This is a genomic window from Pseudomonas sp. H1_D05, assembly GCF_054682705.1.
In genome coordinates, this window is record NZ_CP162825.1 from 5,363,188 (window position 1) to 5,388,066 (window position 24,879).

Annotated in this window: 23 protein-coding genes and 1 pseudogene; 20 read left to right on the forward strand and 4 right to left on the reverse strand. The window is 56.6% G+C overall.

The window, feature by feature from the left end; translation table 11 throughout:
- Positions 1–35: 35 nt before the first annotated feature.
- The 9 genes from AB4O11_RS24150 (at position 36) to AB4O11_RS24190 (ending at position 10,592) form a co-directional block, all read left to right on the forward strand.
- Positions 36–941 (forward strand): AraC family transcriptional regulator, encoded by a 906-nt coding sequence (locus tag AB4O11_RS24150; protein WP_095050859.1) that lies wholly within the window; start codon positions 36–38, stop codon positions 939–941.
- A gap of 344 nt (positions 942–1,285) precedes the next feature.
- A complete protein-coding gene (locus AB4O11_RS24155) occupies positions 1,286–2,596 on the forward strand; it encodes an ABC transporter substrate-binding protein (RefSeq protein ID WP_460128929.1) in 1,311 nt (436 codons plus the stop codon).
- Between the two features lie 154 nt (positions 2,597–2,750).
- Positions 2,751–3,677 carry a carbohydrate ABC transporter permease gene (locus AB4O11_RS24160; protein WP_460128931.1) on the forward strand — a complete coding sequence of 309 codons (927 nt, stop codon included), beginning with the start codon at positions 2,751–2,753 and terminating at the stop codon, positions 3,675–3,677.
- Positions 3,678–3,685: 8 nt separating this feature from the next.
- Positions 3,686–4,516 (forward strand): carbohydrate ABC transporter permease, encoded by an 831-nt coding sequence (locus AB4O11_RS24165; protein WP_460128933.1) that lies wholly within the window; start codon positions 3,686–3,688, stop codon positions 4,514–4,516.
- Positions 4,517–4,680: 164 nt separating this feature from the next.
- Entirely contained in the window at positions 4,681–5,784 is a 1,104-nt protein-coding gene (locus AB4O11_RS24170; RefSeq protein WP_460091033.1) for an ABC transporter ATP-binding protein, read from the forward strand.
- A gap of 15 nt (positions 5,785–5,799) precedes the next feature.
- Positions 5,800–7,272 (forward strand): mannitol dehydrogenase family protein, encoded by a 1,473-nt coding sequence (locus AB4O11_RS24175; protein WP_460128935.1) that lies wholly within the window; start codon positions 5,800–5,802, stop codon positions 7,270–7,272.
- 205 nt (positions 7,273–7,477) lie between these two features.
- Positions 7,478–8,974 (forward strand): xylulokinase, encoded by a 1,497-nt coding sequence (gene xylB, locus AB4O11_RS24180; RefSeq protein WP_460128937.1) that lies wholly within the window; start codon positions 7,478–7,480, stop codon positions 8,972–8,974.
- 13 nt (positions 8,975–8,987) lie between these two features.
- The gene (locus AB4O11_RS24185; RefSeq protein ID WP_460128938.1) at positions 8,988–9,926 is read left to right on the forward strand and encodes a carbohydrate kinase family protein; all 939 of its coding nucleotides are present in this window, start codon (positions 8,988–8,990) and stop codon (positions 9,924–9,926) included.
- Positions 9,927–9,971: 45 nt separating this feature from the next.
- Positions 9,972–10,592, forward strand: a complete 621-nt coding sequence (locus AB4O11_RS24190; RefSeq protein ID WP_095120893.1) for a transglycosylase SLT domain-containing protein — start codon at positions 9,972–9,974, stop codon at positions 10,590–10,592.
- A gap of 130 nt (positions 10,593–10,722) precedes the next feature.
- Here the strand turns inward: AB4O11_RS24190 and AB4O11_RS24195 are convergent, their stop codons facing one another.
- Positions 10,723–12,024, reverse strand: coding sequence for an OprD family porin (locus AB4O11_RS24195; protein ID WP_414926073.1), 1,302 nt, complete (start codon positions 12,022–12,024; stop codon positions 10,723–10,725).
- Positions 12,025–12,398: 374 nt separating this feature from the next.
- On the opposite strand from AB4O11_RS24195, the gene AB4O11_RS24200 reads away from it, so the two are divergent.
- The 7 genes from AB4O11_RS24200 (at position 12,399) to AB4O11_RS24230 (ending at position 20,700) form a co-directional block, all read left to right on the forward strand.
- Complete coding sequence (locus tag AB4O11_RS24200) at positions 12,399–14,690, forward strand: type VI secretion system Vgr family protein (protein ID WP_460128941.1); 2,292 nt, start codon at positions 12,399–12,401, stop codon at positions 14,688–14,690.
- Positions 14,687–16,252, forward strand: coding sequence for a hypothetical protein (locus AB4O11_RS24205; RefSeq protein ID WP_460128942.1), 1,566 nt, complete (start codon positions 14,687–14,689; stop codon positions 16,250–16,252). Before AB4O11_RS24200 ends, AB4O11_RS24205 begins: the two co-directional genes overlap by 4 nt.
- 5 nt (positions 16,253–16,257) lie before the next feature.
- Positions 16,258–17,199 carry a PoNe immunity protein domain-containing protein gene (locus AB4O11_RS24210; protein WP_116255521.1) on the forward strand — a complete coding sequence of 314 codons (942 nt, stop codon included), beginning with the start codon at positions 16,258–16,260 and terminating at the stop codon, positions 17,197–17,199.
- Positions 17,200–17,362: 163 nt separating this feature from the next.
- The gene (locus tag AB4O11_RS24215; RefSeq protein ID WP_460128944.1) at positions 17,363–18,304 is read left to right on the forward strand and encodes a PoNe immunity protein domain-containing protein; all 942 of its coding nucleotides are present in this window, start codon (positions 17,363–17,365) and stop codon (positions 18,302–18,304) included.
- A gap of 481 nt (positions 18,305–18,785) precedes the next feature.
- Positions 18,786–19,118: a hypothetical protein gene (locus tag AB4O11_RS24220; protein ID WP_286079805.1), complete on the forward strand. Its 333-nt coding sequence runs from the start codon at positions 18,786–18,788 to the stop codon at positions 19,116–19,118.
- A complete protein-coding gene (locus tag AB4O11_RS24225; RefSeq protein WP_460128946.1) occupies positions 19,115–19,648 on the forward strand; it encodes a hypothetical protein in 534 nt (177 codons plus the stop codon). Before AB4O11_RS24220 ends, AB4O11_RS24225 begins: the two co-directional genes overlap by 4 nt.
- Positions 19,649–19,899: 251 nt before the next feature.
- Positions 19,900–20,700, forward strand: coding sequence for a PoNe immunity protein domain-containing protein (locus AB4O11_RS24230; RefSeq protein ID WP_460128948.1), 801 nt, complete (start codon positions 19,900–19,902; stop codon positions 20,698–20,700).
- Between the two features lie 70 nt (positions 20,701–20,770).
- On the opposite strand, the gene AB4O11_RS24235 is transcribed toward AB4O11_RS24230, so the two are convergent.
- Entirely contained in the window at positions 20,771–21,067 is a 297-nt protein-coding gene (locus tag AB4O11_RS24235; RefSeq protein WP_460128950.1) for a hypothetical protein, read from the reverse strand.
- A gap of 496 nt (positions 21,068–21,563) precedes the next feature.
- On the opposite strand from AB4O11_RS24235, the gene AB4O11_RS24240 reads away from it, so the two are divergent.
- Both AB4O11_RS24240 and AB4O11_RS24245 read left to right on the forward strand, forming a co-directional pair.
- The gene (locus tag AB4O11_RS24240; protein WP_460128952.1) at positions 21,564–21,833 is read left to right on the forward strand and encodes a DUF2790 domain-containing protein; all 270 of its coding nucleotides are present in this window, start codon (positions 21,564–21,566) and stop codon (positions 21,831–21,833) included.
- Between the two features lie 89 nt (positions 21,834–21,922).
- Positions 21,923–22,321 carry a hypothetical protein gene (locus tag AB4O11_RS24245; RefSeq protein WP_026000451.1) on the forward strand — a complete coding sequence of 133 codons (399 nt, stop codon included), beginning with the start codon at positions 21,923–21,925 and terminating at the stop codon, positions 22,319–22,321.
- Here the strand turns inward: AB4O11_RS24245 and AB4O11_RS24250 are convergent.
- A complete protein-coding gene (locus AB4O11_RS24250) occupies positions 22,318–22,587 on the reverse strand; it encodes a DUF1652 domain-containing protein (protein WP_093431200.1) in 270 nt (89 codons plus the stop codon). The genes AB4O11_RS24245 and AB4O11_RS24250 overlap by 4 nt on opposite strands.
- 368 nt (positions 22,588–22,955) lie before the next feature.
- On the opposite strand from AB4O11_RS24250, the gene eco reads away from it, so the two are divergent.
- Both eco and AB4O11_RS24260 read left to right on the forward strand, forming a co-directional pair.
- Positions 22,956–23,441, forward strand: coding sequence for a serine protease inhibitor ecotin (gene eco / locus AB4O11_RS24255; protein ID WP_460128954.1), 486 nt, complete (start codon positions 22,956–22,958; stop codon positions 23,439–23,441).
- A gap of 21 nt (positions 23,442–23,462) precedes the next feature.
- On the forward strand, positions 23,463–23,768 hold the full coding sequence (locus AB4O11_RS24260; RefSeq protein WP_064362707.1) for an NIPSNAP family protein: 306 nt from the start codon (positions 23,463–23,465) through the stop codon (positions 23,766–23,768).
- Between the two features lie 24 nt (positions 23,769–23,792).
- Here the strand turns inward: AB4O11_RS24260 and ilvA are convergent.
- Positions 23,793–24,788: pseudogene (gene ilvA / locus AB4O11_RS24265) on the reverse strand (threonine ammonia-lyase, biosynthetic); the annotation flags it as partial.
- Positions 24,789–24,879: the final 91 nt, after the last annotated feature.

A 24,879-nucleotide genomic window follows, 5' to 3' on the forward strand; every position in this document is an offset into this window, starting at 1 on the left:
TGATCGCCTGGCGATCATGAAAAAGTACTCAGGCCATGACCCGAACCGCCCGCGTGACCGACCCCTCGTACGAGTTGATGGATGACCACAACGGGTTGTCCATCATCTACCGCCAGCACGGTTTTCCGTGCCCACTGGTGCGCTGGCATTTCCACAAGGAATACGAACTGCACTTGATCGTGGCCAGCTCAGGCAAGGTGTTCATCGGCGACTACATCGGCAACTTTTACCCCGAAACCCTGTTTCTCACCGGCCCCAACCTGCCGCATAACTGGATCAGTCAGGTGGCCGAAGACGAGGTCGTGGAGAAGCGTGACATGCTGGTGAACTTCACCGACGAGTTATTCGAGAGTGGCCACCAGGTGTTTGCCGAACTGAAAACCCTGGCGCCCCTGCTGGAGCGCGCGCAGTACGGCATCGAATTTCGCTGCAAGCGCACCATTCGCCAGGCCATGACGCTGATGCAGCGTATCGCCGACAGCAAGGGCATCACCCGCCTCGGGCACTTCTTCATCCTGATGGAGTTGCTCGCGGCGAGCGATGATTTCCAATTGCTGTCCGGTGCGACCACGCCGCAACTGGCCGATGAACACAATATCGACCGCACTAACCGCGCGGTCGATTACATCTTCAGCCACTACGCCCGCGACATTTCGCTGGAAGAAGTCGCCGAGCATCTGGGCATGACGCCGACCTATTTCAGTCGCGTATTCAAACAGGCCACCGGGCGCAATTTCATCGAGTTCGTCAATCGGCTGCGTATCAGCAAGTCTTGCGAATTGCTGGCTGATGGCGACAAACCGGTGACAGACGTGTGTTTCGAGTCCGGATTCAACAACATTTCCAATTTCAATCGGCGCTTTCAGCAGCTCAAGGGCATGACGCCCTCGCATTACCGACGGCTCGCCGTGCAGCGCCTGACTGAACAAAACCATCACTGACAATGCAGTTCCCCTGTGGGAGCGAGCTTGCTCGCGAAAGCGGCGTGTCAGGCAACAAATTTGCAAACTGATACAACGCATTCGCGAGCAAGCTCGCTCCCACACTGGACCTCGCAATGCTCTGAAACCTGTACGTATTCATTAACTGCTCCCCGCTGTAACCCCCTTCCCTGCGTTCACCCGGCCAACGCCCAGTGCAAAAAAGTATCGATAAAAGTGCTAGGGATGATTTGTCAGCCCCGCGATTGAAAGGCTGTAATCAGCGCACATTCTTCCTGCACAGGAAGACACAAAAACAATAACTGTCCTTCTGTAACCCTCCGGGTGCAGAAAAGGAGTGCACGATGCAACCGACTGCAAAAGCTCTGCTTGCCCTCACCTGCATGACCCTCAGCAGCGTCAGCCTTGGCGCCCAGACCCTGACCATCGCCACCGTCAACAACAGCGACATGATCCGCATGCAAAAGCTCTCGAAAACCTTCGAGACCGAGCATCCGGACATCAAGCTCAACTGGGTGGTGCTCGAAGAAAACGTCCTGCGTCAACGCCTGACCACCGACATCGCCACCCAGGGTGGCCAGTTCGACGTGTTGACCATTGGCATGTACGAAGCGGCACTGTGGGGCGCCAAAGGCTGGCTGGAACCGATGAAGGATCTGCCGGCCAGTTACGCCCTCGACGATGTGTTCCCGTCGGTGCGTGAAGGCCTGTCGGTCAAGGGTTCGCTGTACGCCCTGCCGTTCTACGCGGAAAGCTCGATCACCTATTACCGCACCGACCTGTTCAAGGATGCCGGCCTGACCATGCCCGAGCGTCCGACCTGGGAAGAGATTGCCGGTTTCGCCGAAAAGCTCACGAAAAAGGACAAGGAACAGTACGGCATCTGCCTGCGCGGCAAGGCCGGCTGGGGCGAGAACATGGCGCTGATCACCACCGTCGCCAACGCCTATGGCGCGCGCTGGTTCGATGAGAAATGGCAGCCTGAATTTACCGGGCCGGAATGGAAAAACGCGCTGAATTTCTACGTCGACACCATGAAGAAATCCGGCCCGCCGGGCGCTTCCAGCAACGGTTTCAACGAAAACCTCGCACTGTTCAACAGCGGCAAATGCGCGATCTGGGTCGATGCCAGCGTCGCCGGCTCGTTCGTCACCGACAAGACCCAGAGCAAGGTTGCCGATCATGTCGGCTTCACCTTCGCCCCGCATCAAGTGACTGACAAAGGCTCGGCCTGGCTGTACTCGTGGGCGCTGGCGATTCCGACCAGTTCCAAAGCCAAAGACGCCGCGAAAGAGTTCAGCGCCTGGGCGACCTCCAAAGAGTACGGCGAGCTGGTGGCCAAAACTGACGGCATCGCCAACGTACCGCCAGGCACCCGCGCCTCGACCTACAGCGATGCCTACATGAGCGCCGCGCCGTTTGCCAAGGTCACGCTGGAATCGCTGAAAGCGGCTGATCCGAGCAAGCCAACGCTGAAACCGGTGCCGTACATCGGCATTCAACTGGTGACCATTCCTGAGTTCCGGGCAGTGGGTACGCAGGTCGGCAAGCTGTTCTCGGCGGCGCTGATCGGTCAGACCACAGTGGATCAAGCCTTGGCTGCTGCGCAGCAAACCACTGAACGCGAGATGAAGCGCGCCGGTTATCCCAAGTAACCCGCAAAGCTCGCTCCTGCCTTTTGTAGGAGTGAGCCTGCTCGCGATGGCGGTTTTCAATCTGAAACAGACGGTGACTGACACACCGCCATCGCGAGCAGGCTCACTCCTGCATTAGATCTCCATAGGTCTGTATGACTCGGTTGTGATCACCATGAATACTTCAACTGCCAAAGCCCACATCGACCTGTCGCAACCCGCGCGCAAAATCCGCGTGCGCAATCCCGGCTGGTTCCTGGTCAGCCCTTCGGTGGCCCTGTTGCTGCTGTGGATGATCGTGCCGCTGGGCATGACCATTTACTTCTCGATGATCCGCTACAACCTGCTCTACCCCGGTGAAAACCAGTTCGTCGGGCTGGAGAATTTCAGCTACTTTCTGACCGACTCGGGCTTCATGCCCGGCGCTACCAACACGCTGTTGCTGGTCGGTAGCGTGTTGCTGATCAGCGTGGTCTTCGGCGTGCTGATCAGTGCATTGCTGGAAGCCAGTGAATTTCTCGGGCGCGGCATCGTCCGGGTCATGCTGATTTCGCCGTTCTTCATCATGCCCACGGTTGGGGCGCTGATCTGGAAGAACCTGATTTTCCATCCAGTCTCGGGGATCCTCGCCTACATCTGGAAGCTGTTCGGCGCGCAACCGGTGGACTGGCTCGCGCACTACCCGCTGCTGTCGATCATCATCATTGTTTCGTGGCAATGGCTGCCGTTCGCGATCCTGATTCTGATGACGGCCATGCAGTCCCTCGACCAGGAACAGAAAGAAGCCGCGCGCCTCGACGGTGCGGGCCCGATCGCAATCTTCTGGCACCTGACCCTGCCGCATCTGGCGCGGCCGATTGCCGTGGTGGTGATGATCGAAACGATCTTCCTGCTGTCGGTGTTCGCCGAGATTTTCACCACCACCAACGGCGGCCCCGGCTACGCCTCGACCAACCTCGCCTACCTGATCTACAACCAGGCGCTGGTGCAGTTCGACGTCGGCATGGCCTCGGCGGGCGGCTTGATTGCCGTGGTCATCGCCAACATCGCCGCGATCATTCTGGTGCGGATGATCGGCAAAAACCTGACTGACAAAGCCTGAGGCCTGCCATGACTCTTCAACAATCCCGCCGGCTGCAAAGCCTGCTGCTCGGCACCCTGGCCTGGGCCATCGCGATCGTGATTTTCTTCCCGATCTTCTGGATGGTGATGACCAGTTTCAAAACCGAAATCGACGCCTTCGCCACGCCGCCGCAGTTCATCTTCACGCCGACGCTGGAGAACTACCTGCACATCAATGAGCGCAGCGATTACTTCAGTTTCGCCTGGAATTCAGTGGTGATTTCCTTCAGTGCCACGGCCCTTTGTCTGCTGATCGCGGTGCCGGCAGCGTACTCGATGGCGTTCTACGAAACCCAGCGCACCAAAGGCACGCTGCTGTGGATGCTCTCGACCAAGATGCTGCCGCCGGTGGGCGTGCTCATGCCGATCTACCTGCTGGCGAAGAGTTTCGGCCTGCTCGACACGCGCATCGCGCTGATCGTGATCTACACGCTGATCAACCTGCCGATTGTGGTCTGGATGGTTTACACCTACTTCAAGGACATCCCCAAAGACATCCTCGAAGCCGCCCGCCTCGACGGCGCCACGCTGTGGCAGGAAATGGTTCGCGTGCTGCTGCCGATCGCCAAGGGTGGCCTCGCTTCGACCGTGCTGCTGTCGCTGATTCTGTGCTGGAACGAGGCGTTCTGGTCGCTGAACCTGACCTCGTCGAAAGCCGCGCCGTTGACTGCTTTGATCGCCTCGTATTCGAGTCCGGAAGGTCTGTTCTGGGCCAAGTTGTCGGCGGTGTCGACCCCGGCCTGTGCGCCGATTCTGATCTTCGGCTGGATCAGCCAGAAACAACTGGTACGCGGCCTCTCGTTCGGCGCCGTGAAATGAACATCCCGAACCCAACCCTATCCCCTGTGGGAGCGAGCTTGCTGCGAAAGCGGAGTGTCATCAAACACTGATGGTGACTGACACGCCCCCTTCGCGAGCAAGCTCGCTCCCACAGAAAAGCCGATCCGGTTCATCTGAATAATAAATTGCGGAGGCCCATCATCATGGCCAACCTGAAAATCAAGAATCTGCAAAAAGGCTTCGAAGGTTTCTCCATCATCAAAGGCATCGACCTTGAAGTGAACGACAAGGAATTCGTGGTCTTCGTCGGCCCGTCGGGCTGCGGCAAATCCACCTTGCTGCGGCTGATCGCCGGCCTCGAAGAAGTCAGCGACGGCACCATCGAACTCGATGGCCGCGACATCACCGAAGTCAGCCCGGCCAAGCGCGATCTGGCGATGGTGTTCCAGACCTACGCGCTGTACCCGCACATGACCGTGAAAAAGAACATGTCGTTCGCCCTCGATCTGGCCGGCGTGCCGAAAGCCGAAGTCGAGAAGAAAGTCGGCGAAGCGGCGCGGATTCTCGAACTCGGGCCGATGCTTGAACGCAAGCCGAAGCAGCTCTCCGGTGGTCAGCGTCAACGCGTTGCGATCGGTCGCGCCATCGTGCGTAATCCGAAAATCTTCCTCTTTGACGAACCGCTGTCCAACCTCGACGCCGCGCTACGTGTGCAGATGCGTCTGGAACTGCTGCGCCTGCACAAAGACCTGCAAGCGACGATGATCTACGTGACCCACGATCAGGTCGAAGCGATGACCATGGCCGACAAGGTTGTGGTACTCAATGGCGGCAAGATCGAACAGGTCGGCTCGCCACTGGACCTGTATCACAACCCGGCGAACCTCTTTGTCGCGGGGTTCCTCGGCACGCCGAAAATGGGTTTCCTCAAAGGTAAAATCGCCCGCGTCGATGGCCAGAGCTGCGAAGTCTCGCTGGACGCCGGTACGCGCATCACCCTGCCGTTCAATGCCGCCAACCTCAGTGTCGGCAGCGCGGTGACGTTGGGCATTCGCCCGGAACATCTGGAACTGGCGCAATCGGGCGACTGCTCGCTGCAAGTCACCGCCGACGTCAGCGAACGCCTGGGCAGCGACACTTTCTGCCACGTCACCACCAACGCCGGCGAAGCCCTGACCATGCGCGTGCGCGGGGATCTGGCCAGCCGTTACGGCGAACAACTGAGCCTGCACCTAGATGCTGCGCACTGCCATTTATTCGATGCCCAAGGTGTCGCGTTGACCCGTCCGCTGCGCGCTGCGGCCTGATTTCGAGAACTCCCGATGAAACTCAACCAACAGAATCTCCATCGCCTGGCCAGCGAAGTGCAACTGCCGGCCTATAGCCTCAGCGACACGCGCCAGGGCATCGCTCACATTGGCGTCGGCGGCTTCCACCGCGCGCATCAGGCGTATTACACCGATGCCTTGATGAACACCGGCGAAGCGCTCGACTGGGCGATTTGCGGCGTCGGCCTGCGCGCCGAAGACCGCCGCGCCCGTGACGACCTCAAGGAACAGGATTACCTCTTCACCCTGTTCGAACTCGGCGACAGCGACGACACCGAAGTCCGCGTGATCGGCGCGATTCGCGACATGCTGCTGGCCGAGGACGGCGCTCAGGCGTTGATCGACAAACTCGCCGATCCGCAAATCCGCATCGTCTCGCTGACCATCACCGAGGGCGGTTATTGCATCGATGACAGCAACGGCGAATTCATGGCGCACTTGCCGCAGATTCAGCACGATCTGGCCCACCCGGAAAACCCGAAAACCGTGTTCGGTTTCTTGTGTGCAGCCCTGGAAAAACGCCGTGCGGCAGGCATCCCGGCATTTACCGTGATGTCCTGCGATAACCTGCCGCACAACGGCGCCGTGACGCGCAAGGCGCTGCTGGCGTTTGCCACGCTGCGCAACAGCAATCTGTGCAGCTGGATCGACGCCAACGTCAGTTTCCCCAACGCCATGGTCGACCGCATCACGCCAATGACCAGCACCGCGCATCGCCTGCAACTGGCCGACAAACACGGCGTCGATGATGCCTGGCCGGTGGTCTGCGAGCCGTTTGTGCAATGGGTGCTGGAGGATAAATTCGTCAATGGCCGCCCGGCGTGGGAAAAGGTCGGTGTGCAGTTCACCGACGATGTTTCGCCGTATGAAGAGATGAAAATCAAACTGCTCAATGGCAGCCACCTGGCGCTGACCTATCTGGGCTTTTTGAAGGGTTACCGGTTTGTTCACGAGACCATGAACGATCCGCTGTTCGTGCGCTATATGCGTGCTTATATGGACCTGGACGTGACCCCGCAACTGGCGCCGGTGCCGGGCATTGATCTGACGGATTACAAAAACACGCTGGTGGCGCGGTTTTCCAATCAGGCGATTGCCGATCAGTTGGAGCGGGTGTGTTCGGACGGCTCGTCGAAGTTTCCCAAGTTCACCATTCCGACGATCAACCGCTTGATTGCCGATGGGCAGGAAACCAAGCGAGCGGCGTTGGTGGTGGCGGCCTGGGCGTTGTATTTGAGGGGGGTGGATGAGAATGGCGATAGCTATTCGATCCCGGATCCGCGTGCGGCGTTTTTTCAGGCGTTGGTGGCGGACGATGCTTTAATCACGCAGCGGTTGTTGGCGGTTGAGGAGATTTTTGGCACGGCGATTCCGCGTTCGGCGGAGTTTGTCGCGGCGTTTGAGTGGTGCTGTAACAGCTTGCGCGAGGATGGTGTGACGCGGACTCTCCAGCGGATTCTGGATTGAAAAGCCCCTCACCCTAACCCTCTCCCGGAGGGAGAGGGAACTGACCGAGTGGTTTGTGCAAGTTACATCGACCTGAACGTCCGGAGTCGAACTCAGGATTTGAACAGCCCCCCAATCGGCTCCCTTCCCCCCTCGCCCCCTTGGGGGAGAGGGTTGGGGTGAGGGGGTAAGCTCTTGATCTTCACCACACCCGAGTGGTTCACACATGACAACACAACAACTATTCCTAGGCATCGACTGCGGCACCCAAGGCAGCAAAGCCATCATCCTCGACGCCGCCACCGGCCAGGTCCTCGGCCAAGGCGCCGCCGCGCACACAATGATCAGCGCCGCCAACGGCCGCCGCGAACAAGACACCCAGCAATGGCTGGACGCCTTCGCCATCGCTACCCGCCAGGCATTACTGGCGGCAAATGTCGATGGCCAGTCGATCCTCGGCATCGGCGTCTCCGGCCAGCAACACGGTCTGGTCCTGCTCGATGATCAAGGTGAAGTCCTGCGCCCGGCCAAGCTCTGGTGCGACACCGAAACCAGCGCCGAAAACGACCGGCTGCTGACTCATCTGGGCGGTGAAAAAGGCTCGCTGGAACGCCTCGGCGTGGTCATCGCGCCGGGCTACACGGTGTCGAAACTGCTCTGGACCAAAGAACAACACCCCGTGGTGTTCTCACGCATCGCGCGCATCCTGCTGCCCCATGACTACCTGAACTTCTGGCTGACCGGCCGCGCCTGCAGCGAATACGGCGACGCCTCGGGCACCGGCTATTTCAACGTGCGCACTCGCCAATGGGACTTGCAACTGCTGCGCGACATCGACGCCAGCGGACGCCTGCAAGCGGCGCTACCAGAGCTGATCGATGCGCACCAAAGCGTCGGCACCCTCCTCCCGGCGATTGCCGAACACCTCGGCATCAACCCCAACGCGTTGGTATCGAGCGGTGGCGGCGACAACATGATGGGCGCCATCGGCACCGGCAATATTCAGCCCGGCGCGATCACCATGAGCCTCGGTTCTTCCGGCACGGTGTACGCCTATTCCGAAGTGCCGAAAGTCAGCCCGGACGCCTCGGTCGCGACGTTCTGCTCGTCCAGCGGCGGATGGTTGCCGCTGATCTGCACCATGAACCTGACCAACGCCACCGGCGCGATCCGCGAGCTGTTTGACCTCGATCTGCAGCAATTCAACGACCTCGTCGCTCAAGCCCCCATCGGCGCTGACGGCGTGAGCATGCTGCCGTTCCTCAACGGCGAACGGGTGCCCGCCCTGCCCCACGCCACCGGCAGCCTGCACGGTCTGACCCTGGACAACCTGACCCAGGCCAATCTGTGCCGCGCCGCCGTCGAAGGCACCACCTTCGGTTTGCGCTACGGGCTGGATTTGCTCCGCCAGAATGGTTTACAAAGCCGCAGCATTTGCCTGATCGGCGGCGGTTCGAAAAGTGCGGTGTGGCGGCAGATCGTCGCCGACATCATGAACACCCCGGTGATCTGTACCGAACAAAGCGAAGCCGCCGCCCTCGGCGCAGCGATTCAATCGGCGTGGTGCAAATCCTGGTCGAACGGCCACGAAGACAGCCTCGCCGACCTGTGCCAGCGCTGCGTGAAACTCGATTCAAGCAGTGAAACCCTGCCGATTGCCGCCAACGTCGCGGCGTTCCAGCAGGCCTATGAACGCTATCAACAGCATGTCGCAACCCTATAAAGAGCAAACAATTATGTATTTGGTGTGTGGCGAAGCCCTGTTTGATTTTTTCAGTGAAGACGACGCCAGCGGTCTGGCCTCGAAAGTGAATTTCAAGGCGATTGCTGGCGGCTCGCCGTTCAACGTTGCCGTCGGTTTGCGCCGCTTGGGCGTGGACTCAGCCTTGTTTGGCGGGCTGTCCACCGACTACCTCGGCCGACGCTTGCAGCAAGTGCTGCAGGACGAAGGCGTGTGCCCGGACTATCTGGTGGACTTCGCCGCACCGACCACGCTGGCCATGGTCGCCGTCGGTGCCAATGGCTCGCCGCACTACAGTTTTCGCGGTGAAGGCTGCGCGGACCGGCAGTTGAGTCTGGCGCATCTGCCAGAGCTGAGCGCTGAGGTGCGCGGCTTGCACATTGGCTCGTTCTCGCTAGTGGTGCAGCCGATCGGCGACACCTTGCTGACCTTGGTACAGCGTGAAAGCGGCAAACGCCTGATCACCCTCGACCCGAACGTACGCCTCAATCCCCAGCCGAATATCGACCTGTGGCGCGAGCGCATCGCGACGCTGGTGCCACTGGCCGATCTGATCAAGGTCAGCGACGAAGACTTGAGCCTGCTCTACCCCGAGCAGGACCCACAACGCGTGATCGAAGGCTGGCTTGAACACCGCTGCCAGATCGTCTTCCTCACCCGTGGCGGCGACGGTGCCAGCGTGTTCAGCCGCCAGCATGGCAACTGGTCGGTGCCGGCGGCCTCGGTGCAGATCGCCGACACCGTTGGCGCCGGTGACACCTTCCAGGCCGCGCTGATCACCTGGCTGACCGAGCACGGTCTGGATTCGGTCGAAGGCGTGCAGCAACTCGCGCGCGAACAGATCGACGCCATGCTCAGGTTCGCTGTGCAAGCCGCCGCGCTGACTTGCAGCAAGACCGGTCCGGATCTGCCCTATCGTCACCAATTGAGCTGAGCGCGTAGACTGTCGGCCTTTTTGCGCACGACGGGATAACGGCTTTTGAATTACAGGCAGACGCTTGGACTACTGACACTGGCAACGCTACTGAGCGGGTGCGGCACCTCGCCGCCCCGCTCGCCGGAAGACATCTGCGAAATCTTCCGCGAGAAAAGCGACTGGTACGACGCTGCGCAAGTCACGCAAAAACGCTGGGGCGTACCGATTCAGGTGCCCTTCGCGATCATGTATCAGGAATCCGGCTACCGCTACGACGCCAAGACTCCGCGCAAATACCTGCTGTGGGTGATCCCGTGGGGCCGCGTCTCGACCGCCTCGGGTTATGCGCAAGCCAAGGATGAAGTCTGGGCCGATTACCAGAAAAGCACCGGCCGCAACTGGGCCGATCGCGAAGACTTCGACGACGCCATCGACTTCGTCGGCTGGTACATGGACAAGACCTACTCGATCAACGGCGTCTACAAGTACGACGCCTACAACCAATACCTCAACTACCACGAAGGCTGGGGCGGCTTCCGCAACAAGACTTACGCGAGCAAAGCCTGGCTGATGCCAACGGCGCGCAAAGTGCAGAATCGTTCGGACGTGTATGCGCGGCAATATGCCGGGTGCAAAGAGGATTTGAATCGGGGGTTCTGGAGCCGGTTCTGGCATTGGTTGTAAGGACGCCTTCGCGAGCAGGCTCGCTCCCACAAAGATCTTCAGTGAACACACATGTTGTGTCCGACATTGATCCCATGTGGGAGCGAGCCTGCTCGCGAAAGCAATCGATCAGACGCTACAACTCCACGCCTTACAACACCGAAAAGCTATAACTCACAATTAACCGTGTCTCATCCACATCCCGCGCAAACTTCTCATAATTGGTGCGATACGTCGCATTGCGCAAACGCAGACTCACATCCTTGAACGTGCCCGTCTGAATCACATACTTCAACTCGCTGTCGCGTTCCCACTCCTTGCCTTCCTGATCACTGCCCAACACCTTGATGTGATCACCGCTCACATAACGCGTCAGGAAGCTCAAACCATTAATGCCAATGGCCTTGAAGTCATAGTCATAACGCAACTGCCAGGAACGTTCCTGCGCGGCGGCGAAGTCGTTGACCTGCACGTAGTTGACCAGATACGGGTTGCTGCCATCGAGGTACGGCATCGAGTTATCGCCGTTCATGCGCTGCCAACCGGCGCTGAACGTATGACCGCTATGCGCATACGACAGCATGCCGCTCAACGCGCGGTTATCGATTGAACCGGCCTTGGCATCACCGCTGTCGGCACTTTTCAGCACACGCAGATCTGCTTTAAGTACACCGCCAGCTAACGGTTGATTACCCAACAGCCCGACAAAGTGCTGACGATAGATGTCTTCCAGTTCGGCGTAGTGATACTGCGCAGTCAGGCGATCGTTGATCTTGTAGTCGAAGCCGTACATGTCGAAATGATCGGCAGTGGTGTTGCAGGCGTAGCGCTTGTTCTTGCAGTGCACGCGGATGTCTTGCGAATCGGTGGAATCACGCGCGGTGTACTTGTCCAGGCGCGCGGCCATGAAGGTCAGGTCTTTCACCTCTTTAGAAGTCAGCATGGCGCCGTTGAACATGGTCGGCAGCAAACGACCGTCGTTGTATTTCAGCAACGGCAGATCCGGCAGCAGCGCGCCGTACTTCAGCACCGTGTCCGAAACCTTGACCTTGGCGGTCAGGCCCATTTTCGCGTACTGGCCCTTCGAGCCGCGCGGGTCGTTGCCGCTGGAGGGCAGCAAGCCGCTGTTGCTGCGGTCCGGGCTGGAATCGAGTTGAAAGCCGAGCATGCCCAGCGCATCGATACCAAAACCCACCGTGCCTTCGGTGTAGCCCGATTGCAGGTTGAGAATAAAGCCCTGTGCCGACTCTTCACGCTTGGACGCGCCCTGATCGTTCGTGGTGTGCCCATCACGGAAATCGCGGTTGAAGTACACCGTGCGCGATTCGATCTTCGCCGTGGTGTCTTCAAAAAATCCGCTGGCCTGAACCTGTGCGGTAAAACCTGCGCACAGCACAAAGGCTCCGAAGCCAAACGACTGGCGCGGGGTGATGAGGGGAAATGGGGGACGCATGAAAAACTCCAACAATGCAGCGTTTGCGCAAGCGCGCAACAAGCCAGAAAAATAGCTCCCGTCCCGGGTCGAATTGAACCAGGAGAAAGTGAACACGCAGGGGTGAGCGGCAATGATGGCAGATGGCTTTGACGTGCTACAGGCGACTTTAGTCTGAATCTGACTGAGGATTCTTCAACGCCGGGTCGTGGGAAAAGTTGCCGGCAATGAACGCCAATTCGCACCAAATGCCCGGTTTCATTGGGCCAAACACCTCATCTAAGGGTTTTCCCTATACCGCAAACCTGCCAGACCTACGGCTTTTGTGCCTTGAACGAGGCCGCTGAATCCTCCATCATCCGTCACCTGCTTATTCAACGGACGGAATTCAAGGCATGCTGGACGCCAACGCAACCCACATTACCCTCACGCTTGAAGGCGCCAACGCCGACCTGCAAGTCCTCAGCTTCACCGGTCGCGAAGCCCTCAACCAACCGTTCCGTTTCGACCTCGAACTCGTCAGCGCCCGCCCGGACCTCAAGCTCGAAGAGCTGCTGCACAAGCCCGGCGTCCTGACTTTCGGCCCAACCGGCGAAGGCAAGATCCACGGTCTGGTCTATCGCATCGAGCAAGGCGATTCCGGCAAGACCCTGACCCGTTACAGCCTCAGCCTGGTGCCGCAACTGGCCTACCTGCGGCACAACCACGATCAGCAGATTTTCCAGCAACTGACCGTGCCGAAGATCATCGCTCAGGTCCTGGAAGATCGCGGCATCCTCGCCGACGCCTACAGCTTCCAGCTCGGCGCCGAATACCCGGAACGCGACTACTGCGTGCAGTACGACGAATCCGACCTGCACTTCATCCAGCGCCTGTGCGAAGAGGAAGGCATTCACTTCCACTTCCAGCACAGCAGCAGCGGCCACAAACTGGTGTTCGGCGACGACCAGACCGTGTTCCGCAAGCTGAAAGCGGTGAGCTACCAGCAAGACTCCGGCATGGCCGCCGACAAACCGGTGATCAAGCGTTTCAACCTGCGTCTGGAAACCCGTACCACTCGCGTCAGCCGCCGCGACTACGACTTCGAAAAACCGCAGATCCTCCCCGAAGGCACCGCGAAAAGCACCTTTGCCCCGGACCTCGAAGACTACGACTACCCCGGCCGCTTCACCACCCGCGAGCGCGGCAAGTTCCTTTCCACCCGCGCGCTGGAACGCCATCGCAGCGACTACAAACTCGCCGAAGGCAAGGGTGACGAGCCGACCCTCAGCAGCGGCCATTTCCTGACGCTGGCCGAACACCCGCGCGCCGAATGGAATGACCTGTGGCTGCTGCTGGAAGTCTTCCACGAAGGCAAGCAACCACAAGTGCTCGGCGAAAACGTCACCAGCGACGTCACCGACCACAAAAGCGATTTCCACCAGGGCTACCGCAACAGCTTCCTCGCCACCCCGTGGGACGTGCACTACCGCCCTGCCCTTGAACACCCGAAACCGAAAGTCCTCGGCAGCCAGACCGCGGTCGTCACCGGCCCGGCGGGCGAAGAAATCCACTGCGACCAGTACGGCCGCATCAAAGTGCAATTCCACTGGGACCGCGACGGCCAGTCCAACGACAAAACCACCTGCTGGATGCGCGTCGCCAGCGGCTGGGCCGGCGCCGCGTACGGCGGCATCGCCATCCCGCGCATCGGCATGGAAGTCCTCGTCACCTTCCTCGAAGGCGATCCCGACCAGCCGCTGGTCACCGGTTGCCTGTACCACAAGGAAAACGTCGTCCCCTACGACCTGCCAGCAAACAAGACCCGCAGCACCTTCAAGACCCTGAGCTCACCGGGCGGCAAGGGCTACAACGAGTTCCGCGTCGAAGACAAAAAAGGCGTCGAGCAGATCTACATCCACGCCCAACGCGATTGGGACGAAAACATCGAGCACGACCAGAAAATCCGCGTCGGCAACGAACGGCACGACACCGTCGAAGCCAACACGCTGAGCGAATTCAAGGTTGAAGAACACCGCATCACCCATCTGGACCGCATCAGCGAAATGCGCGCCGACGAGCACCTGACCGTCGGCGTGACCCAGCACGTAAAAATCGGCACCGCTCAATTCGTCGAAGCCGGCAGCGAAATCCACTACCACGCCGGCGACAAGGTCGTGGTAGACGCCGGCATGGAACTCACCGCCAAGGCTGGCGGCAGTTTCGTCAAGGTCGACGCCGGCGGCGTGACCATCAGCGGCGCTGAAGTGAAGGTCAATACCGGCGGCGCGCCTGGCGTGGGCACAGGGATCGGGATTTTGGTGCCGTTGATTCCGGGGTTGGCAGCGGCAGACGTTGCCGGAAGGCTGATGGAAAAAGCCAAGGCCAACCCGACGTGGCTGGAGTTGAATTTGCACTACGACAATCTGGAACCGGTGCCCGGCGCGTCTTATCGCGTTGATTTTGCCGACGGTTCGACCCGTGAAGGCGTGCTGGACGATGACGGCTTCGCCCGGTTGGAAGACGTGCCGAAAGGACCGGCCAAAGTGTATTACGGCGAGGATCCACGGCCGTTCAGCCGCGAAAGTGTCGCGGTGGTGCAGAACTCGGACGAAAAAGTTAACGAAGATTTACGCAAGCTCGGCCTGGACCCAAACCAGGTTGATTTACAAGCATTAGTGGAGAAAGCCGCAGGGAGGCTGACATGAGCGAGGCAGTAGCTGAGAGCGCAAACGACGGCGGCGAAGACCGTAGCGCCGCCTATCAAGAAGCCGCCGTTGAGCTGGCAAAAGGCATCGCGCTAGGCGCAGTGCCGTTCCTGGGGCAAGCCATCGATGCCTACGACACCATTGAATCCGCGATCGTCCTCTACAACGCAGAGTCGACCGATGGCAAGGAAGACGCACAGTTCGACCTGCTAATGGCCGTCATCGGCTGGATTCCAGGCCCCGGCGACGGCCTGAAAAAAAGCCTGCGCATCGTCAACAAAGACCCGCAGCGCTATGCCCCGGTACTGTTCGACCTGCTCCGCTTTGTCCTGCAAGAGTGCGGAATCAAAACCAGCCCCGAAGAACTGCTCAAGCAGATATTCAACGCTGGCAAGCTACGCGGCGAACTCGATGAAATCATCACCGGCGTCAAAGGCTCCTCGACGTTCCAGAGCCTGCCCAACTGGGCAAAAACCTCCGTCGTCACCGTCCTCGCCTCCTCCCGCGACAACATGCCGGCCATGGTCGGGATCGTTGAAAAACGACTGGTGAAATGGAAAGGCATGCAGCGCAATAGCTCAGCGGCCGGCTCCGGCTCCAGCCACCCGAAAAGAGCAGAAAAACCCGCCAACAAAGACTCCTCGGTTGCAGCGAAAGGCACCGATGGCGCCAGTGGCACCCACTCCAATCAGGTCGAAGCCTCGAAAATGGGCCTTCAGGCCCCTTCCAGCATTTTGAACGAAGGTTTGGGAGTGAGCGGCGAACACATTGCGGACTACATCTGCGCAGTGGAGTTTGGCTGGGGCAAGGATTGGGACGGGCATGACAAGGGTGCTGATGGGAAGTGGCTCGAGGGTGAACCTAGTGCCAGTAAGTTGGGGAAACTTTCCGCAGGCGGAAGTCCTAAGGCTAGCCACGTACTGTACAAACTAACGGATGGTGCGAACGGAACAGGCATCGATGCTGTGTGGCGCGCTAATCCGGCAAATAACGAAGGTAAGAAATTTGCCATCGTGGAAGCTAAGGCAAGCCGTGATGAAGATGCGCCTAAATTCATGCGTAAACCTAATAACACCCGAAAACCCGGCATCAGTTCGAAATTGGGTGTCTCGGGTATCGCTGACCCCAGTGATCTGATCGAACCTGTAGAGCAAATCGAAACGGCTGCCCAAAGTAAAAACAGCAAACCGGTAGTGAGCGGTAAAAAGAATAAAACAGCTTCGAAAAAAGAAGACTCTATTAAGAGGAAAAAACCTCTACTCGTTCAAATGAGTCGCGAATGGATCGACGAGAACATTGAAAGAGCTGTTCAAGGAAGGAGTCTTGCAATTCAGGTAATGAGTTCGCATAGCAGACATCTTTTCTACGCACCGCTTTTCCACACCAGCTTGAGTCCAAAGGAACACGCCGCTGCACAGTTAGGAAATTCGGACGAAGGAACGCACCAAAATCACAAAGCCTTTCATTATTCTGATCACGAAGTGAAAGCTTTTGTAAACAAACGCAAGAAATCCTTGGCCCGAAAATACGGCGCACTGAGTTCCCTGAAAATTGAGGCGTGATCAAAATGAACAAAAGACAAACCTTTTTTAGCGAAAATCATTATAAAAACTTCCAAAGAGAACATGATGAAGTAATCGAGTTCTTAAAAACAAATACTTTTGAATCAGACTCCCCTGAAGAAGAGGCAGCTCTTCGCTCTAGACACCTGCAAAAGCTTGCGCTCGACAGACTTCTGGCTGCTTATACTGCGGGCGAAGAAATTTTTTCATTAATACCACTTCTAGATGATCTGATTGAAAAATATGAAATCCGTCAGGCAAAACTTGAAATATACGAAAACATTCCTGAAATATCACCACTGGCAATTGATGATTGGCCTTACCAGTACGAAGAGTGTGTGCAAGTTATAGGATTTTGTGTATTACTGCATCGCACCGACCTTCTTAAACGCTTTGTCAAATTACTGGATGACGCAGGTTATGCTGGTAGCGACACTTTGTATGAAGATTTACTCATCAAATTATTACCGAACAGACAAGATGTAGATCAGTGGTTTCATGACATCTACACTCCGTTAGTTCAAGCCATCTACGCAGATAGCAAAGAGGAAGCTTCCAAGCTTCTAAAAAAATACTGCAGCGAATGGTACCCCGCTTTCAAACAAGCCCCATGGCATGACTTGCATTTGCAAGGAGAAAATGGGAACTACGTGGGGTATTGGGCTATAGAAGCCGGAGCTATTGCATTCCTGTATGGAATAGATGACAGCAAAATCAGTCACATGGTTTATCCAAAAGACCTAGTGAAATATGCCAGAAATTATCAACCGACTAATAATTCCCAGATTTCTCGTATAGATGCTGGCCAGCCCTGCAGCATTACGGGTTATTGGTTCACTCCGGCACAGGCCAACTCAAGGCGTCACTTCATTCAAGGTGAAACGATGCCGAGTTTCGGTGATTCCAAATGGGGCGAAACTATTTGGTATTGGTCAGGCGAAGAATAAATTTGCTTTCTACCCGCTCAGAACTTGGCCAACAGTTCTGAGCGAAATTCTCATGACACACTATTACAACCCCTGCAATCCAAATAGTAAATACGCCTCCACATAGGTCACCATACACTATAAACACTTTGCATCAGACTCGCTCAAGATGAGACTGGCTAATATGAAAATAAGACAAGCTTATTTTAGCGAAAACCATTATAAAAACTTTTTAAGAGAACACGACGAAGTAATCGAGTTCTTCAAGAGTAACAAATTCAAATCCGACACTGCCGAGGAGGAAGCATCACTTCGCTCAGCTTTTTTTCAGACTCTAGCTCTTGACAAGCTTCTTGCCAGCTATACCGCAGGGGAAAACATAGAGAAACTCGTCCCTCTGTTGGAGGATCTAATTGAAAAATACGAGATCCGTCAAAAAACTCTGGCCGAATATCAAAAATCATCCAAAATATCGCCATTGGCACTTGATGACTGGCCGGATCAGTACGAGGAAGCCGTTCAAGTTATCAGTCTCTGTATCTTGTTGCATCGAACTGACCTATTACCTCGCTTCGTAAAACTCATTGACCAAGCGGGGTATGCTGGTGATGACACTCTTTACGAAGACTTATTGAAGAAAGTTCTACCAAACCGTCACGACGTCGATCGTTGGTATCACGACGTATATACACCACTTGTACAAGCCCTATACATTAATAATAAAGAAGAATCTTCAAAGCTTCTAAAAAAATATTGCCAACAATGGTACCCAGCCTTTAAACAGGCTCCTTGGCACGATACTCACTTACAAGGAGAGGATGGAAATTATGTCGGGTACTGGGCCATCGAAGCAGCAGCTATTGCATTTTTATATGGCATAGACGACAGCAAAATAGACCATATGGTCTATCCCAAAGACTTGGTCGAGTACGCTAGAAATTATCGACCAACAAATGGGTCACAGGTTGCTCGTGTTGACGCTGGTCAGCCATGTAGCAAAACTGGCTATTGGTTTACCCCTGCCAAAGCTGAGTCTCGTCGTCACTTCATTCAAGGTGAGGTTATGCCTGACATCAAAGACTCTCATTGGGGGGACACTATTTGGTATTGGTCAGGCGAAGAATAAGCTGCTTTACCCTTCGCTCGGCGCTAGCGCTTTGAGCGCTGAGCGAAGCGTCTAAGAACGGAAAATGAATATACTTGGACGCACTTTCAGGACCACTTCGCACTCCCTAATGGAGGCGAAGTCAAACTATCTGCATTAAACAAAAAACGTTTCACGAAGAAATAGCGTAACTATCACTTTCACTCTTGAGTAAAAACTCTGTTATGAACAGAAGACAAGATTTTTTAACCGAGGTCAGATATAACGACTTTCTCGCTTACAGCGACGAAACCAAAGAGTTCTGGGCGAACAATACATTCGAGTCAGACACTCCAGAGCAAGAAGCCTCTTTAAGAGCTACGCGTTTCAAAAACGCAGCCTTAAAGAAACTGTTCATCTCGTACACCGAAAAATTAGAAATAACCTGGTGATTTGCCAGATTTATATGGAGTCACGCTTTGACGCGAATGCGGGTTTAGGTAAACATTCAGCCCGAGGCCTTATGCAGATGCAAGAGCCTGCAGTAAAACAAGTCTATAAGTACCGAAAGAAAAAACAATTGGGACGTTCTCCGAGCGATGCTCAGACTGAAGAAGCCTTTGCGGCTGGGGCAGCCTTCTACGCATCCCAATCCATATGGGACGAAGCTCAGAATATTCAACTGGGAACAGAGTACATGCAGTACTGGCTGGATATTTCCAGTTCAACGGAAGAGGCGTATAAAAAATACCGGGGCAAAACCAATGGAGTCTATTACAAAAAAATAAGTGAGTGCGCCAAAAAACTAGCGGCGAATCCTGACTCGATGGACGTTTTGCGGACGGCATTACAATGAAAAACTTGTGGATCGTTTTAGTTTTTGCCATTTTTTGTCGTCCGCTTTTAGCTGATCCCAAGAAAGTCGTCCTGGACTGCCCATTTCCCGACGGAACCAGTGCGGCCTTGCTCGCCAGCTCAAGTAAGGATGGGCAACAGCTATTCGTGATGATTGGCGATAATGTCGATACCGCTTTTCCGGACATGCCAGATACAAACTTCGTTGGCGACATCGTATTAGCAAGATGCTCAGGAGCCAGTCTGATTTACGCTCTGAACTATGGCTCCCCCTACTTGAAAGGAGCCGTTGTACGCAAAAATCCAAAGACTAAAAACCTGGAGCGAATCGATTTCGCCGAAAAAGCGCTTCCGAGCCTGTTGTACTTAAATGCACAACAAATGCGCTTAGTGATACCGAATGAGGGTTATGAAGACCCCTCAAAATTCCTTGTCTATGACTACATCGCAATCAAAGGGCAGCCAGAGGAACCGAAAGGTATCAACACTCTGCCCGGTCGAAAAGGTTTTGAGGTGTTCGATCTGAAGTAACAAGCATTCATTCGGGTTTGTTCTTTGAGCGCTGAGCGAGGTTATTGGTTTACGCCAACCCAAGAAAACTCTCGCAGACAACTTCAACAGGGTGAGATCTTTCCTAACATCACCGACTCTCGCCGGGGCGACACACTCTGGCATTGGTCAGGGGAGTCGAATATGCAAGAAGCCAACGGCCCACCAACAACGTTCAACCTTCGTAGCGGATCTCATAAAGACTTTTCAGTTCTCGATCTTGAGCAGGTGTTATGAAAAAGGAAGATCCCCTAGTGCGTAAACGCCAAGCGTTTCTCACTGACTCGTACTATCGAAAATCCATCCGACTCTATGATGAAACCGAGTCCCGCTGGGTGGGCGAGACCATGCAGGCGGATAGCGCTGCTGAAGAGCAGGCGTTACGCACTACTTATTTCAAAGATGCCGCGTTCAACGCTTTGTTGGTCAGTTACACGGCAGGCGAACCGATAGCCTCTTTGGTTCCGCGACTGGAGAAGCTCGTAGATCACTATGAAATCAATCAGCAAGCGCTTGCTCTGAACGATGCACCCAACGTTTCGCCTTTGGCAATCGATGATTGGCCGGAGCGGTACGAAGAATGCGTCCAGGTCATGAGTTTGTGCATCCTGCTGCATCGTATCGACTTACTGGCCAGGTTCTCCGCCCTGATTGACCGAGCCGGCTACGCAGGCGAGGACACGTTATATGAGGATCTGCTGCGCAAGTGCTTGCCCGGGCGAGCTGACCTTGATGAGTGGTATCACGATTTGTACACGCCGCTGGTTCGGGCGATTTACGCGGAGAGCGCTGAAGAGTCCAGCGAGCTACTTGAGCAATACTGTGACGGTTGGTACCAAGGCTTCGAAGATTTACAAACTAACTGGCATGACAGTCATCTCGACATTGAAGACGATGACGGCAACTACGTTGGTTATTGGGCTTTCGAGGCTGCTGCCATCGCGTTTTTATACGGTATAGACGACAGCAAAATCGATCACATGGTCTACCCCAAAGATCTGGTCGAATACGCTCGCAACCTGCAATCACAATGAGCTTTTCGAATCCATCGCTAAACCACTCAGCCTGCCCTCTTTCGACGGCAGGCTTTTTTGAGGGGTGAACTCAAGCAGGCGCTTTCCAGTTCAACATCTGCTGCTGCGCGACCTGCAGCAAATCATTGCCATCCTGCGTCAGCAGGTAAAGCGCATGGGTGATGTGTGGAATGTCTTGTACGTCGGCGTGCTTGAAGCATAGGCAATGCAGGGTTTCGAGCAGGTTGGCGGCGGCGCGGATGCGCTGGACGGCGGCTTCGAGGATGTCTTTCGGGTTGGCTTGGGTGTCGATGAGCAGTGTCGGGGTTTCGGTGACGTTGCTTGTGAGGGGGAGGTAGCGGTTTTGTAGCAGTTTGATTATCGGCATAGGTGATTACTCAATTGGGTCGAAAGTAACCGCCAGCACTGTGACCAAACAGTGGGAGGCGGACTGTGTGCAGGCTTGGTCAACCGAGAACAACCCCAACTCAGCTCGCCCGAAGGCGTCCTGCACACAGCCGCCACAGCTATGCACCGCACGGACACAGATGTCCGCAGCGCAAATGATGGCACATCTGCAATAAGGGAAGTTATCAGGTGACCAAACCCGAACCACTGATTTTGCAGCGGCAACCGACAATAACCGCCCCGCTTCAGCCGCCGAAAGCAGACAAGGCACCAGCCTTTGTAGGAATTCGCCAAACCTTCCTGAGAAAACCGCCGCACTCCCTGACAGCCGGCGTTCAGCTCGGTTAACCATCCCTTAACGCCGTGGTCAAAAACTCTACTGAACCGCACGCCCTCAGCCATTCCGGCTGTTGCCCAGTGCGGCAGGTTCGGGTGCATCACGCCGAACTCTAGAACCGCCACTCGGGAGTCCTTTCATGAACATTCGCCCTTTATTGCTCACCGCCGCCCTCGCCTGCACCGCGTTTGGCGGGCTGGCCCAGGCCAATGACACTTCGGCCACGTCCAAAGCCGTGCCGTATCAGTACGGCATGCCGCTGCAGGTGGCCAAAGTGGTGTCGTTGACCGAGCCGCCAACGCAACTGTGCAAAGTGGTCACGGCCGATATGAAGTACATCGACAACGCCGGTAAGCCTGAGGAAATCAGTTATCGGAAATTGTCTGACGCGTGCAACTTCCAGAACTGACAGAAACGTCTGATTTGCGGGTTTGCGGTAGGCGTGGGGAGTTTCGGCGGTTATGCTCGGAGCCCTCCTCACTGCCGCAAGGATTCGCCATGCAGTTGTCGTTTCGCACGTTGTCGGGCTTCACGTGTTCGTTGTGTTTTTTGCTGGCGCTGGCTTGGGGCGTTTTCCCGGAGAGGCTGCTGGCGATCTGGAGCATCGAGTATTCCGACGCGGCAGGATTTGTCGCGCGGCGCAGTGCGGTGCTTTTTGCGGCGTTGGGGGTGATGTTTTATCTGGTGCGCAACGCGCCGCCGTCGCTGGGGCGCAATGCGCTGAGCAACGGGTTTATCGTCGGTTGTTTTGGTTTGGCGGTGCTGGGTTTCGCGGAATGGTTGAACGGCCATGCCGGCCCCGGGATTTTGCTCGCGGTGCTGGTCGAGTTCGCGCTGGGCCTTGGTTTTGTGCAGGCCCGGCGCGTGACGGTCGAACTGGGTGAAACGGTGCGTTAGACGGCTCTGGAGCGTGGGCTGTAGTGATGTGGCGTAGTTTGTTCTTTCAAGTCCGAGCGCAGCCCTGCGATCAGTTCGTTGATTTCACGACAGCCATTGAGGTGGCTGGCGTCGATGCCGCTGACCAGCAGATCGACCTGATCGGTCTGGTGATCGCCGAAAACCTTGACGGTCATCGACAAGTCCGGCGACAGCGTGCACTGGCAGCGTTTCGGCAGAAAACTGCTTTCAATGATATTGCGTAGTTCCAAGGCAGACAGAAACATGGCGAAACCCTCTCCTTACTGTGAGATGCCAATCAAGTATTCACGCTGACCGTTGCGGCCCCTGCACGGGTGTGTCCCCGCTGTTTCCCTGGGTGCGACAAGCGGTGGTACTGCGAAATGCCCATTGGAGTGTAGGCGCCCAAGGCCGGTGCGCCGCACTGAAAAGACGCATAAAGCGTGCCTTTCATCGGTTCATTTTCACCCTCATGAAATCAAGCACTTGGCGGCGGTGCCAGTATTTGGCTACTTGCAAACTGCAAGAATGGCCCCTGTCGGCACTGCAATTTGCAACTCGACGCTGGTTTGCAATCACGGCCCATGACGGTAAGAATGCCCGCTATCCACCCTACACCCGCACGGAGGCTTCCATGGGTTCTTTCCGCGTCTACGCGACCACCGGGCTGATCATCGCCAGCCTGTCCACCCTCGCCCACGCCGCCAAACTTGAAGACGTCGCGCCGTATCCGAAGGCTGAGGCCGGATTCACCCGCCAGGTCATTCACTTGCCCAAGCAGGAGCAGGAAGAAAACTTCCAGGTGGAAATCCTCGCCGGCAAAACCCTGGAAGTGGACTGCAATCGCCAGCGGTTGGGCGGTGTTCTCGATGAGAAGAATCTTGAAGGCTGGGGTTATTCGTTCTATCGCCTGGAAAAAGTCATTGGGCCGATGAGCACGATGATGGCCTGCCCACCCGGCAGCCAGAAAAAACGCGCCTTTGTGCCGGTCGTCGGTGACGGCTTCATGCTGCGCTACAACAGCAAGTTGCCGGTCGTGGTGTACGCGCCGTCCGATGTCGAAGTGCGTTATCGCATCTGGTCGGCGTCGGACAAAGTCGGGACAGCCCTGCAGGAATAACCCGACCAAGGAGTGCGTCGCTTGATTACCTGCCACGTCCGATATGTCATTGATCCATACCAATTGCCCGAGTTCGAGGCCTACGCCAAGGCCTGGCTCGGCATCGTCGAGCGCTTGGGCGGCACGCATCACGGCTACTTTTTGCCGTCCGAAGGCGCGAGCAACATCGCTTATTGCCTGTTCAGTTTTCCCTCACTGGCAGATTACGAGAGCTATCGGCACATCGCGATGACCGATCCGGAAAGCACCGCTCTGGTTGCCAGCCTGGTCGAGAAGAAGTTTATCGTCAGCTACGAGCGCAGCTTCCTGCGCCCCTTGCTGCCGTAAGCCTCATCATGCCGAGACGCCGCACATCGCGGCGCGCTCGGCAACGTGGCGCAGGCTGTCGAAGTTGATATTGGCGCCCGAGTCGATCGCCACGAATGTCTGCTCTTTCACCCCGGTTTGCGCTACGTATTGCTTGATGCCTGCAACGGCCAGGGCGCCGGAAGGTTCGGTGATCGAACGGGTATCGTCGTAGATATTCTTGATCGCCGCGCAGAGGTCGTCGTTGCTGACGGTGATCACTTCGTCGACGCAAAAGCGGCAGACCTCAAATCCGAACGCGCCAATCTGCGCTACCGCCACGCCATCGGCGAAGGTGCCAACATTCGGCAGCACGACGCGCTGATCGGCTTCGAGCGCGGCCTTCAGGCACGCTGAGTGTTCGGATTCGACGCCGATGATCCGCACTTCCGGGCGCAGGTATTTGACGTAGGCCGCGATGCCGGCGATCAGACCGCCACCACCTACCGGGATAAAAATCGCATCCAGCGAACCTTGATGCTGACGAAGAATTTCCATCGCCACGGTGCCCTGCCCGGCGATCACCTCCGGGTCATCGAACGGCGACACGAAGGTGCGTCCGCTCTGTTCTGCCAGTTGCAGCGCGTGGGCCAGGGCGAACGGGAAACTCTCGCCGTGCAGCAACGCTTCAGCACCACGACTGCGCACACCCAGCACTTTCAGTTCCGGCGTTGTTGCCGGCATGACGATGGTTGCTACGATGCCCAGCTCGCGCGCTGCCAACGCCACGCCTTGCGCGTGATTGCCGGCCGATGCGGTGATCACTCCGCGCGCCTTTTGCTCGTCACTGAGTTGCACCAGTTTGTTGTAGGCGCCACGGATCTTGAAGGAGAACGTCGGTTGCAGGTCTTCACGCTTGAGCAGAATCCGGTTGCCCAGCGCCTCAGACAACGCCGGCGCCGCTTGCAAAGGCGTGCGCACCGCGAGGTCGTACACCGGCGCGGCGAGGATCTTTTTCACGTAGTGCTCAAGCAGGGTTTGCTGATCGGGGCTGTGCGGCATGGTCGTCTCCTGACATTTTTCAAAACCCCGGAGACAGAAAGTAAAAACCCGCCTCTAGGGCGGGTTGGGTGCTGCAGTCGTGAGCTAGCCC

Bases quoted from the DNA above. Each gene is read 5' to 3' on its own strand.
- AB4O11_RS24150 (WP_095050859.1), top strand. From the start codon at position 36: ATGACCCGAACCGCCCGCGTGACCGACCCCTCGTACGAGTTGATGGAT.
- AB4O11_RS24155 (WP_460128929.1), top strand. From the start codon at position 1,286: ATGCAACCGACTGCAAAAGCTCTGCTTGCCCTCACCTGCATGACCCTC.
- AB4O11_RS24160 (WP_460128931.1), top strand. From the start codon at position 2,751: ATGAATACTTCAACTGCCAAAGCCCACATCGACCTGTCGCAACCCGCG.
- AB4O11_RS24165 (WP_460128933.1), top strand. From the start codon at position 3,686: ATGACTCTTCAACAATCCCGCCGGCTGCAAAGCCTGCTGCTCGGCACC.
- AB4O11_RS24170 (WP_460091033.1), top strand. From the start codon at position 4,681: ATGGCCAACCTGAAAATCAAGAATCTGCAAAAAGGCTTCGAAGGTTTC.
- AB4O11_RS24175 (WP_460128935.1), top strand. From the start codon at position 5,800: ATGAAACTCAACCAACAGAATCTCCATCGCCTGGCCAGCGAAGTGCAA.
- xylB (WP_460128937.1), top strand. From the start codon at position 7,478: ATGACAACACAACAACTATTCCTAGGCATCGACTGCGGCACCCAAGGC.
- AB4O11_RS24185 (WP_460128938.1), top strand. From the start codon at position 8,988: ATGTATTTGGTGTGTGGCGAAGCCCTGTTTGATTTTTTCAGTGAAGAC.
- AB4O11_RS24195 (WP_414926073.1), bottom strand. From the start codon at position 12,024: ATGCGTCCCCCATTTCCCCTCATCACCCCGCGCCAGTCGTTTGGCTTC.
- AB4O11_RS24200 (WP_460128941.1), top strand. From the start codon at position 12,399: ATGCTGGACGCCAACGCAACCCACATTACCCTCACGCTTGAAGGCGCC.
- AB4O11_RS24205 (WP_460128942.1), top strand. From the start codon at position 14,687: ATGAGCGAGGCAGTAGCTGAGAGCGCAAACGACGGCGGCGAAGACCGT.
- AB4O11_RS24210 (WP_116255521.1), top strand. From the start codon at position 16,258: ATGAACAAAAGACAAACCTTTTTTAGCGAAAATCATTATAAAAACTTC.
- AB4O11_RS24215 (WP_460128944.1), top strand. From the start codon at position 17,363: ATGAAAATAAGACAAGCTTATTTTAGCGAAAACCATTATAAAAACTTT.
- AB4O11_RS24220 (WP_286079805.1), top strand. From the start codon at position 18,786: ATGCAGATGCAAGAGCCTGCAGTAAAACAAGTCTATAAGTACCGAAAG.
- AB4O11_RS24225 (WP_460128946.1), top strand. From the start codon at position 19,115: ATGAAAAACTTGTGGATCGTTTTAGTTTTTGCCATTTTTTGTCGTCCG.
- AB4O11_RS24230 (WP_460128948.1), top strand. From the start codon at position 19,900: ATGAAAAAGGAAGATCCCCTAGTGCGTAAACGCCAAGCGTTTCTCACT.
- AB4O11_RS24235 (WP_460128950.1), bottom strand. From the start codon at position 21,067: ATGCCGATAATCAAACTGCTACAAAACCGCTACCTCCCCCTCACAAGC.
- AB4O11_RS24240 (WP_460128952.1), top strand. From the start codon at position 21,564: ATGAACATTCGCCCTTTATTGCTCACCGCCGCCCTCGCCTGCACCGCG.
- AB4O11_RS24245 (WP_026000451.1), top strand. From the start codon at position 21,923: ATGCAGTTGTCGTTTCGCACGTTGTCGGGCTTCACGTGTTCGTTGTGT.
- AB4O11_RS24250 (WP_093431200.1), bottom strand. From the start codon at position 22,587: ATGTTTCTGTCTGCCTTGGAACTACGCAATATCATTGAAAGCAGTTTT.
- eco (WP_460128954.1), top strand. From the start codon at position 22,956: ATGGGTTCTTTCCGCGTCTACGCGACCACCGGGCTGATCATCGCCAGC.